The organism is Pseudonocardia tropica, assembly GCF_040105315.1.
Lineage (GTDB): Bacteria > Actinomycetota > Actinomycetes > Mycobacteriales > Pseudonocardiaceae > Pseudonocardia > Pseudonocardia alni.
The window spans coordinates 1-12987 of sequence record NZ_JBEDNP010000016.1 but is presented as its reverse complement, the minus strand read 5'-3'; the positions used below and the strand labels follow the sequence as shown (position 1 = coordinate 12987).

Annotated in this window: 11 protein-coding genes and 1 tRNA gene; 7 read left to right on the top strand and 5 right to left on the bottom strand. The window is 73.9% G+C overall.

The window, feature by feature from the left end; translation table 11 throughout:
- Entirely contained in the window at positions 1 to 1014 is a 1014-nt protein-coding gene (locus WHI96_RS22360; protein WP_345645565.1) for a metal ABC transporter solute-binding protein, Zn/Mn family, read from the bottom strand.
- 163 nt (positions 1015 to 1177) lie between these two features.
- On the opposite strand from WHI96_RS22360, the gene WHI96_RS22355 reads away from it, so the two are divergent.
- The 3 genes from WHI96_RS22355 (at position 1178) to WHI96_RS22345 (ending at position 4558) form a co-directional block, all read left to right on the top strand.
- Positions 1178 to 2281, top strand: coding sequence for a LacI family DNA-binding transcriptional regulator (locus WHI96_RS22355; protein WP_345645568.1), 1104 nt, complete (start codon positions 1178 to 1180; stop codon positions 2279 to 2281).
- On the top strand, positions 2275 to 3117 hold the full coding sequence (locus WHI96_RS22350) for an MOSC domain-containing protein (RefSeq protein WP_345645571.1): 843 nt from the start codon (positions 2275 to 2277) through the stop codon (positions 3115 to 3117). Before WHI96_RS22355 ends, WHI96_RS22350 begins: the two co-directional genes overlap by 7 nt.
- 385 nt (positions 3118 to 3502) lie before the next feature.
- A complete protein-coding gene (locus WHI96_RS22345; RefSeq protein ID WP_345645575.1) occupies positions 3503 to 4558 on the top strand; it encodes a transglycosylase domain-containing protein in 1056 nt (351 codons plus the stop codon).
- A gap of 15 nt (positions 4559 to 4573) precedes the next feature.
- On the opposite strand, the gene otsB is transcribed toward WHI96_RS22345, so the two are convergent.
- From otsB to WHI96_RS22330, 3 genes are read right to left on the bottom strand one after another with little or no spacing between them, the layout of a single operon-like run.
- Complete coding sequence (otsB, locus tag WHI96_RS22340) at positions 4574 to 5338, bottom strand: trehalose-phosphatase (RefSeq protein ID WP_345645578.1); 765 nt, start codon at positions 5336 to 5338, stop codon at positions 4574 to 4576.
- Entirely contained in the window at positions 5335 to 6753 is a 1419-nt protein-coding gene (locus WHI96_RS22335; protein ID WP_425571599.1) for an alpha,alpha-trehalose-phosphate synthase (UDP-forming), read from the bottom strand. Before WHI96_RS22335 ends, otsB begins: the two co-directional genes overlap by 4 nt.
- A 33-nt stretch (positions 6754 to 6786) precedes the next feature.
- Positions 6787 to 8259 carry a threonine/serine exporter family protein gene (locus WHI96_RS22330; protein ID WP_251783634.1) on the bottom strand — a complete coding sequence of 491 codons (1473 nt, stop codon included), beginning with the start codon at positions 8257 to 8259 and terminating at the stop codon, positions 6787 to 6789.
- Positions 8260 to 8412: 153 nt separating this feature from the next.
- Between WHI96_RS22330 and WHI96_RS22325 the strand changes: the two genes are divergently transcribed.
- The 4 genes from WHI96_RS22325 to WHI96_RS22310 all read left to right on the top strand — a co-directional run bounded on the left by WHI96_RS22325 (position 8413) and on the right by WHI96_RS22310 (position 11299).
- Positions 8413 to 8487, top strand: a tRNA-Thr gene (locus WHI96_RS22325).
- Between the two features lie 90 nt (positions 8488 to 8577).
- Entirely contained in the window at positions 8578 to 9852 is a 1275-nt protein-coding gene (locus tag WHI96_RS22320; RefSeq protein WP_345645584.1) for a tyrosine-type recombinase/integrase, read from the top strand.
- Positions 9852 to 10367, top strand: a complete 516-nt coding sequence (locus WHI96_RS22315; protein WP_345645588.1) for a GntR family transcriptional regulator — start codon at positions 9852 to 9854, stop codon at positions 10365 to 10367. The genes WHI96_RS22320 and WHI96_RS22315 overlap by 1 nt, the downstream gene beginning before the upstream one ends.
- A 20-nt stretch (positions 10368 to 10387) precedes the next feature.
- Positions 10388 to 11299 carry a phosphotransferase enzyme family protein gene (locus WHI96_RS22310; protein ID WP_345645591.1) on the top strand — a complete coding sequence of 304 codons (912 nt, stop codon included), beginning with the start codon at positions 10388 to 10390 and terminating at the stop codon, positions 11297 to 11299.
- A 725-nt stretch (positions 11300 to 12024) separates the two neighbouring features.
- Here the strand turns inward: WHI96_RS22310 and WHI96_RS22305 are convergent.
- Positions 12025 to 12855, bottom strand: coding sequence for a DUF732 domain-containing protein (locus WHI96_RS22305; protein ID WP_345645594.1), 831 nt, complete (start codon positions 12853 to 12855; stop codon positions 12025 to 12027).
- Positions 12856 to 12987 lie beyond the last annotated feature (132 nt).

Sequence of the window (12987 nt, the reverse complement as noted above, 5' to 3'; positions counted from 1 at the left end):
TCAGCGGCTCAGCGCCGCGGAGAGCTCGTCCAGGTTGGCGTTCATCCACTGCACCCAGTCGGTGGTGCCGGCGGGCAGCGTCTCCGACATCTGGACCACCGGGACGTTCGCCCTCTGGGCGGCGTCGCGGACCTGGTCGGTGGTCGGCGAGGTCGTCTGGCTGTTGAGGATCAGCGCGTCGACCGGCGGCTGTGCGGTGAACAGCCCCAGCATCTGCGCGACGACGGCGGCCGGCGGGTCGGTGCCCTCCTCGACGGCCGAGGAGAACTCCTGCGGGGTCGCGTTCGCGATCCCGGCGGCCTGCAGCAGGTAGGCGGGCACCGGCTCGGTGACGGCGACCCGGGCCCCCGGGTGCGCGCGGCCGATCTCGGTCGCCTTCGACGTCAGCTGGGCGACGCCGCCCTCGAGGGTCTCGGCGTTGGTGCGGAAGTACTCCGCGGCGCTCGGGTCGATGCGGCCGAGCTGGTCGGCGAGCTGCTCGGCGACGCGGCCGACCGCGGCCGGGTCGTACCAGACGTGCTCGTTGAACGAGCCGTGCTCGTGCTCGTGGTCCGCCTCGCCCGCCGGCTCGGGGGTGGCCCCGGCGGCGTGGTCGTGGCCGTGGTCGTCGGCGGCGGCCTCCTGGGCCCCCTCGATGCCGGAGACCTCGACGGCGTCGACGAGCGGGGCCTGGTTGCCGGACGCGGCGACGAGGTCGGTCATGAAGGAGTCGTAGCCGCCGCCGTTCACGACGAGCAGCTGGGCCTCGCCGACGGTCGCCGCGTTCTGCGGGGTCGGCTCGTAGCCGTGCGGGTCGACGTCGGGGGAGCTGATGACCGACTGGACCTGGGCGTAGTTGCCGCCGACGGCGCGGGCGACCGCGCCCCAGGCGTCGGTGGAGGCGACGATCTTGACCTGGGGGGTGTCGGCGCTGGTGGGGGCGTCGACCTGGCCGGAGCCGCAGGCGGTCAGACCCAGGGCGAGTGCGGCCAGCCCGGCCACGAGCGCGGCCGGGCGGAGCGGGGATCGGGACACGGACGGAACTCCCATCAACTTATCGGCATAGATTTATTGGAAATCATTCTCAGATTCACTCTACCGCTGTACGGAGGGCCGTGACCGCACGCGGCGTGTGATCCCGTCGTGGCCGGTCGGGGCGGGCTTTCACGTGCGTGAGCGCGCCGCTACCGTTCGGGGAATGACTGGCCCCCAGCACCCGCGGCGTCCGGCGACGCTCGCGTCGCTGGCCGCCGAGCTCGGGGTCTCCCGGACGACCGTGTCGAACGCCTACAACCGGCCCGACCAGCTGTCCGCGCCGTTGCGCGAGCGCGTCCTGGAGGCGGCCCGGCGGCTCGGCTACCCGGGCCCGGACCCGGTCGCCCGCTCGCTCCGCACCCGGCGCGCCGGAGCGGTGGGCCTGCTGCTGACCGAGGCGCTCAGCTACGCCTTCCGCGACCCGGGCGCCACCGGCTTCCTCGAGGGGCTCGCGCTGGCCTGCGAGAAGGCGGGCACCGGTCTGCTGCTGATCCCGGTCAGTCCCGAGCACTCCGACGTCGACTCCGTCTACCAGGCCGGGGTCGACGGCTTTGTCGTCTACTCGGTCAGCGAGGACGACCCGCACTTCCGGGCCGTGCTGCAGCGCCCGGTGCCGACGGTGGTGTGCGACCAGCCCACCGGGATCACCGGGGTGGACCGGGTCGGCGTCGACGACCGCGCCGGGACCCTCGCGCTCGGGCGGCACCTCGTCGAGCTCGGCCACCGCCGTGTCGGCGTGCTCTGCATGCGCCTGTCCTCGCACCGGCACGACGGCAGGGCCGACGTCGCCCGGCAGGAGGGCAGCTCCTACGCCGTGCAGCGCGAGCGCCTCGCCGGGCTGCGCGCGGCGCTCGCCGAGGCCGGTGTCGACTGGGCCGACGTCCCGGTCATCGAGCGGTTCGAGCACTCCCTCGACGCCGGCGCGGACGGCGCCGCCACCCTGCTGGACTCCCACCCCGGGATCACCGCGCTGGTGTGCACCTCCGACATCCTCGCCCTCGGCGCGCTGCGCGAGGCCCGCGACCGCGGCCTGCGGGTGCCCGAGGACCTCTCGGTCGCCGGGTTCGACGGCGTGCCCGAGGCCGAGCGCGTCGGCCTGACCACGGTCCGCCAGCCGTTCCGGGAGAAGGGCCTCGAGGCCGGGCGGCTGCTGCTCGAACGCGGCGACCGCCACGTCCCCGAGCACGTCACGCTCCCGACCGAGCTGATCGTCGGGGCGACCACCCGCGAGCTGCGCCAGTCCGGGGAGTTCTTCTCGGGATGGTGAGCCTGACCGGGCTGCGCCGCTACCCGGTCAAGTCCTGCCGGGGTGCGGACGTCGCCCGTGCCGTCGTCGAACGGGCCGGTCTCGCCGGGGACCGGCGCTGGATGCTGGTCCGCGACGACGGCGCCATGGTCACCGCGCGCACCCACCCGCGGCTCGTGCTCGTCGCGCCCACCCCCGCCGCCGACGGGCTCCGCCTGACCGGACCGGGGCTGCCGCCGCTCACCGTCCCCCTGCCCGACGGCGAGCCGGTACCGGCCCGCGTGCACCGCTGGGACACCGCGGGCGTCCCGGCCGGCCCGGAGGCCGACGCCTGGTTCTCCGAGCTGCTCGGCGACCCGGTGCGGCTGATCCACCTCGACGACCCGGCCCGGCGCCGCCCCGACCCCGACTTCTCCCACGACGACGACCGCGTCTCCTACGCCGACGGCTACCCGCTGCTGCTCGCCTCCACGGCCTCGCTGCACGCGCTGGACGCGCTCGTCGCCGACGGCCCGAACGCGGCCGAGGCGCCGCTGCCGATGACCCGGTTCCGGCCGAACGCCGTCGTCGACGGCGCACCCGCCTGGGCCGAGGACGGCTGGCGGCGCATCCGGATCGGCGCCGCGGAGTTCCGGGTGGTCAAGGGCTGCGCCCGCTGCGTGCTCACCACCGTCGACCCGGACACGGCGGTCAAGGGCCGCGAGCCGATGGCGACCCTGGCCCGGCACCGGCGGTTCGACGGCAAGGTGTGGTTCGGGGTCAACCTGATCCCGGACGACCCGGGCGCGGAGATCGCCGTCGGTGACGAGGTCGAGGTGCTCGACGCCGTCGACCGCGCCTGCGGCCCGCCGCGCTGACCGGACCGGCCACGGGACCTCCCGCTCCGTCGGTATCGTCGGGTTCGCGTCGCCCGTCCGGGTGGCCGGACCGGGGCGAGGGGAGGCCGCGCTGAACGACGAGCGCGACCCACGTCGCCGTCCGCCACCGCCGCCGCCACCGGGCCCCGCCGGGCGGCGTCCCCCGATGCCGCCGTCCGCGCCGCGTCCCGGGGCCGGGCCGCGACGCGTCGTGCCGCCCCCACCGCCCGGACGTCCGTCGGCGGGCGGGCGGCCACCCCGCGCCGTGCCACCCCCTCCGGCCCCGCGGCCCTCCGCGCCGCCCGACCGCCCGGACGCCCTGCGCCCGGCCCCGCGCCCCGCACTGTCCGGTTCCCCGGACGCATCGCGTCCGGTCCCGCGCCCCGTGGCGTCCGACCGCCCGGACCTGCTCCACCCGGCCCAGCGGCCACTGCCCACCCGCCGCGGCGCCCGCCGGACCGGTCCGCCGCCGCGTCGCGGAGCGGCGCCCGCGCCCCGCCCCGAGGAGACCCGCGCCCCGCGCCGCCCGATCGGGCCGCAGGTCGCGGCGCTGCGGGAACGGCTGCGCAGGCTGCGGCCGCAGCGGCCGCCGGGCACCCCGCCGCCGTCGACCCGGGCCCGGCTGCGCAGGGTGCTGCGGTGGGCCCTGGTCGCCCAGGCCGTCCCGCTGGTCCTGGTGTTGCTGTTCACCCTGGTCGACCCGCCGTACACGATGTTCCGGCTGTGGAACTTCGGGCCGACCGTCGCGCAGTGGACCGACGCCGAGCACGTGTCGCGCAACTTCCTGGTCGTCGTCATGGGGCAGGAGGACCAGCAGTTCCCGGAGCGCACCCTCGCCGTCGACTACGGGATGCAGTGGGCGCGCGTGCAGGCGTACCTGGACGGCACCGACGACCCGTCCGGGTCGACCATCACCCAGCAGACGTCGAAGAACCTGTTCCTCTGGGCCGGGCGCTACCCGCCCCTGGAACCGGTGCGCAAGGCGCTGGAGATCCCGCCGGCGGAGACGATGGAGCTCGTCATGTCCAAGCGCCGGATCCTGGAGATCTACGTCAACGTCGCGCAGTTCGCGCCGCGCGTCTACGGGGTCTGCGCCGCCTCCTGGTACTACTTCGGCAAGTCCAGCCGCTCGCTCAGTGTGGACGAGTCCGCCCAGCTCATCGGGCTGCTGCCGTCCCCGCTGCACGTCGAACGCGCCCCCGGCGGCGGCATGCGCTTCCTCGGCGACACCAACGGCAACGGCGTCGCCGACCCTGGCGAACGCGGCTGGATCAGCGCGAAGGGCTACTGGCACGCCCGCGAGCGCGCCCCGCGCTGGTACGCCCAGATGGGCGGGCTCGCCGCCACCGAGGGCCTCGGGATCCCCGGCAACGCCTCCGACCTGCCCGCCGCCGACGACCCGTGCCGCGAGCCCCCGGCCGCGCTGGCCGACCTCGACTGAGCTGCCGCGACCCGGTCAGGATCCGCAGCGCAGCGCGGCCAGCCGCGCCAGGACTCCGGCCATCTCCTGCGGGTCGGCGACCCGGAAGCGGGCCGCGGTGTCGCCGTCGCCGACCTTGATGCCGACGTCGCCGTCGCCCAGCACCCGGAACGCGGTCTCGTCGGTGACGTCGTCCCCGGCGAACAGCACGGCGTCGGCGTGCAGGGCCGACCGCAGCGCCTCGACCGCGGAGCCCTTGGTGGTCTCGACGACGGCCAGGTCCAGCACGTCCTTGCCCGCGACGGCGTCCACGCCGTCACCGGCCCACTCGGCGTCGACCCGCTCCAGCAGTGCCGACCCGGCGGACGGGTCCATGCCGCGCACGTGCACCGCTCCGCCCGCGGGCTTGGTCTCCAGCCGCGCCCCGGGGGTCCCGTCGACCAGGGTGCGCAGGCCGTCGAGCAGCGCGGTCCGCCGGCGCTCCTGCTCGGGCGTCAGCAGGCCGCCGCGCCCGAGCAGGGCGGCGAGCCCGTCGTCGTACTCGGCGCCGTGGCTGCCCACCAGCCCGACCGGCGGGCCGAACCCCGAGACGGTCGCGAGGTCGTCGCGGCCCCGGCCGGACAGCATCACGACGGTCGTCGCGTCGTGCGCGGCGAGGCGCCGGACGGCGTCGGCCGAGGCGGGCAGCGGCCGCGACGCCGACGGGTCGTCGACCAGCGGGGCCAGTACGCCGTCGAAGTCGAGGGCGACGAGCAGCCGCCCCACCCCGGCGAGCTGCTCCAGGGCGGCATCGGGGCTCACTGCCCGACCCGGATGCCGAGTGCCTCCAGGAACCCGGTGGCCCAGCGGTCGACGTCGTGGTCGAGGACCTGGCGGCGCAGCGTGCGCATCCGCTTGCGCCCCTCCTCGGCGTTCATGGTCAGCGCCGCGTAGAGCGCCTCCTTGACGCCGTCGGTGTCGTGCGGGTTGACCAGCAGCGCGCTGGTCAGCTCGATCGCGGCACCGGCGAACTCGGAGAGCACGAGACAGCCGCCGTCGTCGGGACGGCAGGCGACGTACTCCTTGGCGACGAGGTTCATGCCGTCGCGCAGCGGGGTCACGAGCATGACGTCGGCCGCGAGGAAGAACGCGGCGAGCTCCTCGCGCGGCAGCGACCGGTGCAGGTAGTGCACCGCCGGGTGCCCGACGCGGGCGAACTCGCCGTTGATCCGGCCGACGGCCTGCTCGATGTCGGCGCGCATCTGCTGGTAGTGCTCGACCCGCTCCCGCGACGGCGTCGCCAGCTGGATCATCACGGCGTCGTCGACGGACACCCGCTCCTCCTCGAGGAGCTCGTGGAACGCGCGGAGCCGGACGTCGATGCCCTTGGTGTAGTCGAGCCGGTCGACCCCCAGCACGATCTTCTCCGGGCTCCCGAGCTCCGTCCGGATCTCGGCGGCGCGCTTCTCGACCTCGGGGGTGCGGGCCAGCTCGTCGAGCCGGTGCGAGTCGATCGAGATCGGGAACGCGCCGAGCCGGATGCGCCGTCCGCCGTGGTGGAGCACCTCGGGGTCGCGGTCGGGGGAGGCCCCGGCGAGCTCCTGGGCGAGCCAGTGGAAGTTGCGGACGCCGCCGTCGGTGTGGAAGCCGACGAGGTCCGCGCCGAGCAGGCCCTCCATGATCCGGGTCCGCCACGGGAGCTGGCGGAACAGCTCCACCGGCGGGAACGGGATGTGCAGGAAGAAGCCGATCCGCAGGTCCGGGCGCAGCTCGCGCAGCTTCCCCGGGACGAGCTGGAGCTGGTAGTCCTGCACCCAGACCGTCGCGCCCTGGGCGGCGACCTTCGCGACCTCCTCGGCGAAGCGCTGGTTCACCGCGGTGTAGGCGCGCCACCAGTGCCGGTGGAACTGCGGCGGCGCGACGACGTCGTGGTAGAGCGGCCAGAGCGTGCCGTTGGAGAAGCCCTCGTAGTAGTCGGTGACCTCCTGCGCGGTCAGCGTCACCGGGAACAGCGACAGGCCGTCCTCGGCGAAGGGCTCGACCTCGGCGTCGGGGACGCCGGGCCAGCCGACCCAGGCACCCTCCCGGGCCCGCAGGGTCGGCTCCAGCGCCGTGACCAGGCCGCCCGGGCTTCGACGCCAGGTGGTGCTGCCGTCCGGATGCCGCTCCAGGTCCACGGGGAGCCTGTTGGCCACCACCACCAGATCCGCTGCGGTCACCGGTTCCCCTGTGGACACATGCCCTCCTCGACGCTCGCCCCGCGGCCGACCCTACTTCGGATCGGCCCCGTCGGCCGTGGCGTCCGACACCGGGGAACCGACGGCCGCGCCGCCGGTGGGCGAGTTCTCGGCTCCGCCCGGCCGGTCCTCCGGCCGGCGCCGGGGGCTGGCCACGAACTGCCCGAGGGCGACACCCGCCGCCAGCGCGAGCCCGACGGCCAGCGCGATCGTGATCGTCACGAGCCCTTCGGAGGGGCCCTCGATCGCCAGCTGGTAGAAGCCCCGGTAGGCGGCGAGACCGGGCAGCAGCGGGGTGACCCCGGCCAGCGTGACGACCATCGGCGGGGTCTGGGTGCCCCGGCGCAGCAGGCCCGCCGCCAGGCCGACGACGAGCGCCGCGGCCCCGGTCGCGGGCACCTGTCCGAGCCCGGCGTTCTGCGTGAGCAGGCCGTAGACCAGCCAGCTCGACGCGCCGACCGCACCCGCGATCGGCAGCGACCGTAGCGGCGCGTACCCGGCGAGCGCGTAGAACGCGGCCGCCAGCGCACCCGAGACCAGCGACAGCCCGAACTGGCCCGGCCCGGACGGCAGGTCCCCGGACACCTCGATCTGGGTGCCCATCGCGAGCCCGAGCTGCAGCCCGAGCACGACGCCGGTCAGCAGCCCCGCCGACAGCAGCGAGATCTCGACCATGCGGGCGGCCGCGGTCAGGTAGTAGCCGGTCAGGGCGTCCTGCACGGTGGAGACCACGCTCAGCCCGGACAGCAGCACCGTGATGCCCGCCGCGACGACGTAGGACGCCCGGGTGCCCGGCGGGAACACCTCCAGCTGCACCAGCGCGACCGTCGAGGCGGTGACGAGGAAGCCGCCGACCACCTGCTGGAAGAACGCCGCGACCCCGCGCCGGGCCAGCAACCGGCCGATCCGGTCGATGATCGCGGTGGTGACGAACGCCGTCGTCGCCGTGAGCGGACCGCCACCGAGCAGCAGGGCGATCGACGCGGCCAGCGCGGCCCAGCCGAACGTCGCCACCCAGCGCGGGTAGGGGTGCGGGTGCCGCACGACCTCCGACACCTTCGACGACGCCGCCCGCACGTCGAGCCGGCCCGCCTCGACGTCGCGGATGATCTCCTCGGTCTCGGCCAGCCGGGACAGGTCGAGCGTGCGGTAGCGGACCAGCCGCATCGTCGTCACCGGCTGCGCGGCGTTGCCCCGGTGGCAGCACATGGTGATCGAGGTGAACGTGATGTCCACGTCGACGGCGGGCAGACCCGCCAGGTTGGCCAGCCGCAGCATCGTCGCCGTGACCTCGTCGACCGACTCGCCGGAGGACAGCTCGATCTCACCGATCCGCATGCAGAGGTCCAGGACCTCCTGCACACGGGCGTCGTCGGGGACCTGCGGGCCGAGCATGAGCATCGGCACCGTCGACGGACCCGGGGTGAGCAGCCGTTTCGCGTCACGCCGCAGCGCGCCGCGCAGTCGCCGTGCGAACCGGTCGGCCGTCGGCGTCTCCTCGGCCACGATCCCTCCATTCCGTCGTGCGGGTCTGGCGTCGCACACCAGGCTAGGGGCGGGCCGCGGACCGGCGTCGGGGCGTCGGCCGACCTCACACCGTCCGACGGCCGGACGGGGTGAGCGGTCGCGACGGAGGGGCGGGTTAGGCTGGGACCGCCCGCCGGTGTAGCTCAGTGGTAGAGCAACCGCCTTGTAAGCGGTAGGTCGTCGGTTCGATCCCGACCTCCGGCTCCACGCTTGACCTGCGGTTACTCCGGGACCCTGCCTGGCGGAACCGCTCGCATGACCCCTTTTGTGACCCACGTGAGCACCTACCGTGACCACATGGCCCCTCGTGATCAGCGCAGACGGAGCCCACGGGGCGCGATCGACGTCCTTCCCAGCGGCGCCCGCCGGGTGCGCGTGCACGCCGGGACCGATCCCGTCACGAAGAAGAAGCACCGGCTGATCGAGGTCGTGCCGGCGGGGCCGGACGTCGAGGCCAGGGCCGAGGCGGTCCGCGCCCGACTGGTCCAGGAGGTCGCGGAGCGCCGGAACCCGCGGACAGCGGCGACGATCGAGCAACTCCTCGACCGCTACCTCGAGCAGTTCGACGGCGCGGCGAGCACCCGGACGCTCTACCGCGGTTACGTGCGCAACCACGTCCTGCCGCTGCTGGGGACGGTCAAGGTGGCGCAGCTCGACCCCGAGACCCTGGACTCCTACTACGCCGAACTCCGCCGGTGTCGGGACCACTGTGACGGGTCCCGTCGGACCGACCACCGGACGAGGCGTCCGCACGACTGCGACGACCGGTGCGGACCGCACCGGTGCTGCCCGCTGTCCGCGTCGACGGTCCGGCACATCCACTTCATCCTGTCCGGCGCGTTCCGCAAGGCCGTCCGGTGGCGCTGGATCGCGACGAGCCCGATCGGCCAGGCGGAGCCACCGCCCGCGTCCAAGCCGAACCCGCAGCCACCCACCGCGGCCCAGGCCGCCGCGATCGTCTCCGCGGCCTGGGAGGACCCGGACTGGGGCGCGCTGGTCTGGACGGCGATGACGACAGGCGCCCGGCGTGGGGAGCTGTGCGCCGTGCGGTGGTCCGCGGTCGTGCTCGACGAGGGGCGGGAGACCCTGTGGCTCCGCCGAGCGATCGCAAAGGGCGAGGACGGCCGGCCCGTCGAGGGCGCTCTCAAGACCCACCAGCAGCGCCGGATCGCGCTCGACCAGGAGACCGCGACGGTCCTCCGGGAGCACCGCCGCCGCTACGAACGCCAGGCCGAGTCATTGGGGCTGACCCCGAACCCCGATGGCTTCGTGTTCGGCCGTTCGCCGGACGGCGCGGACTTCGTCCTGCCAGACAGCGTGACGCAACGCTACGAGCGCCTGGCGAAGCGGCTGGGCATCGGGACGACGTTCCACAAGCTCCGGCACTACTCCGCGACCGAGCTGATCGTCGCGGGCGTCGACCTGCGGACGGTCGCCGGACGGCTCGGCCACGGCAGCGGCGGGGTGACGACGCTCCGGACGTACACGGCGTGGGTCTCCGAGGCCGATCAGCGGGCGGCCGTCGGAATCGGGGCCGGATGCCGGCGCGCCCGGTCGAGGGCGAGCCGGTAATGCGCGCGCCGCGGCATCCCTACGAGCTCGTCGCCGCTGCGGTAGCGCGGCGGATCGAGTCCGGCGAGCTGGCCGCGAGAGAGCCGATCCCGACGGCCGAGGAGCTCGCGGCGGAGCACGCGGTGTCGCTCTCGACCGCGCGGCGCGCGGTGGGCGTGCTGCGGGCCACCGGGTACATCGTCGAGGGGGCCGGCCGACCCCTGGTCGCAGCTCGCGCGCCGCACGCGCCACAGCAGCCGGAACTTGAGCCGTCGCCTGCTGTCTCTCCTGCACCGCTGGCGTCCGCGTACTGGACGCTCACGGCCCGCGGGCCGGACGGTGTCCGATACCCGCCGCGAGTCGTGGCGGGCAGCCTGGCCGACCTCGACGGGTTCCGCGGCCACCTGCTCGGCATCGCCAGGATCGAGGACCCCGGCAACACCGACACCGGGGAGTCCTGGATCGGACGCTACGAGCTGGAAGTCGCACCGGTGGACCCGGCGTCGCCGCTCGCTCCCATGACGCTGCGGTGGTAGCTGCTCACTACGGTTGGGCCGTGGCCGGTGCACCCAGCTCCCCGACCTTCGGGCGCGACTCGACGCTGCCTGTCCTGCGCGAGGCGTGTCGTCGGGCCGGCCTGCAGTCAGACGGGGCCGAGCTGCTCCGGCTCGGTGAGAACGCGATCTACCGCCTCGCCGGTGTGCCCGTAGTCGTTCGGATCGCGCGGTCGGCGCAGCGGTGGCCCGATGCGGTGAAGGAAGTCCGGATCTCACGGTGGCTCTCAGAGCAGGGCGTGCGTGTCGTCCGGCTCGCGGGCGTTGAGGACCAGCCGTTCGACGTCGGGGAACACCCGGTGACGTTCTGGGAGCACATCGACGGTCGGCGGGGGCGGCCGAGCGACGTCGGGGACCTCGCCCGCATCCTGCGGTCCATCCACCAGTTGCCTGTCGACCAAGCGCCGGAGCTGCCGACGTTCGACCCGTTCGCCCGGGTCGTGCACCGCATCGAGCAGTCACCCATCCCGGACGACGACCGGGCGTTCCTCGCGCAGACCCTGGACGAGGTTCGGGTTCAGCTCGGTGACTTGGAGTTCCCGCTTGCCCCTGCAGTGCTGCACGGAGACGCACACGTGCAGAACCTGATGGTTCCGGCTGATGGCCGGCCGGTCGTCATCGACCTGGAGAACATGGCGCTCGGGCAGCCGGAGTGGGATCTGAACGTCACGGCTGCCGAGTACCTAACAGCAGGCTTCTGGACTGCCAAGCAGTACAGGGAGTTCGTGGATGCTTACGGGTTCGATGTCACCAGCTGGTCGGGCTTCGAAGTTCTTCGGCCAGTGCAGGCGATCAAGATGACGACGTGGCTGATGCAGAACGTCGATGAAGCACCGAAGATCAGGGCCGAATACGAGCGGAGAATCCGGACTATTCGGACTGGGGGAGACGAGCGAGACTGGAGCCCGTTCTAGACGTTCATCCAGGTCAGGGGTGAGACGGAACGAGCTGAGGCGGTGGCGTCCCTCAAGGTTGAGGCCTGAGGGACGCCACCCGGGCTCGCCGAGAAGCCAGCGGATCGTCTGCCAGGCCCCGTCAGCGAGGTCCGGGACCACCGGTCGCGGCTGGAGCGCATCGACACCGAGGTCCGCGGCGATCGACGGCAGCGGCGGCGGCGCGATGTCTGGTGTTGCGGCGGCGGTAGCGGCCCACCCCTCGTAGGTCGCGACCTCGCGGTTGACCAGTCCAGCCGGGCGGCCGGTGATCGGTGCCGCCCGGCCACCGCGGGCCCAGGCCCGGGTCTAGTGATGCCAGCGAACCAGGGGCCGCCGGAGTCGCGACGAGTGCGGTAGGCCAGCCAGTGCAGGTCCGCGATCTCGTGGCGTGACGGGGTCGCCCAGGCCGGTTCGGTGGGCGTCCACGTCATGTCGCCGAGTATGAGCCTGGACCGCGGGGAGGCCCACGGCCTGCCTCCGGCAGGACCTCCGGTCGGGGCCTCGGTTTTGGACAGGAGGGGCGCCCCTGACCATCACGACGGCATCCGGAGGACAGCACGCCCACCGCGGGACCCGCAAGCCTGGGCAGGTCGGGCGGCGGCTGCGCGGGGTGGTTGCGGGCCCCACGGCGGCCATGCTCGCGCTGCGCGTGCCGACGTGACGGACAGGGGCTCAGCGGGGTTCACACCGCGGGCCGCGGACGGTCACTGCTGCTTCGTCCAGGTGCAGCCGCCGTTGAACTTGATGAACTCGCCGTCCGCGACGGTCACCGAGGACGGGCCGTCGGTCAGGTCGTTCGACAGGATCGACGACGAGTCACCGGAGTCGTCGCTGAGCCGCGCCTGGTAGCAGCTCCGGGCGCCCGGAACCGGGCCCGTCGTCTTGTATCGGCCCGCCTCGAGGTCGACGCCCACCTCGTAGGTGCCGTCCGACGCGGAGGTCACCGGACCGGCCGGCATGGACGCGGACGAGCTGCCTGCCTGGACTGGTGCGGCAGACGAGACCAGCGGAAACGTGTACTGCGGGCACAGGTTCCGGTGGGCGGCGTCGATCATCACGCCCGCGACCTGGGGGCCGAACTTCGTCGCTCCGAACTCCGCGACCAGGTCGTCGCGGCTGTACGACTGGTACGCCATCACCTCGCAGGCGCCCCGCCCGATCGCGATGGTGTCCTGGTCGCTCATGGAGCTGGTCAGGCCGGGAGTGTCGAGGATGTCCGCGAGGTAGGCCTGCTCCGGCGTCGCCGCAGGGGCGGCCGCCGCGGGCTCGGCGACCGCGATGTCGCTCGGAGCGCTGGTGGCGGACAGGGCGACACCCGTGATCGCGGCGAGGGCGAGCACCGAGGTCACAGCGACCCACGGCCAGATCCGACGGTTCTTCGACCGGGCGGGGGCCGCGCCGGCGGGGGCCGGGGTCCTCGGCGCGGGGATCTGGGTCGCAGTGGTGGCGCGCTGCTGCTGCGACTGCCATTGCTGGAAGCGGGCCCACTCCGCCTGCTGCTCCGGCGTCATCGTCGCCCACGTCTGCCGATCCATGTCCCCTGTCAACGGCGGGTTTGGAGTGACCCCGTAACGACGGACTGGGACTGACCCCTGTCGGTGTTCAGTCGTTGCTGGCGCGGTTGTGCTTCGCCAGTAGCTCGCGTCGGGCGCGGGTCCGATAGGAGT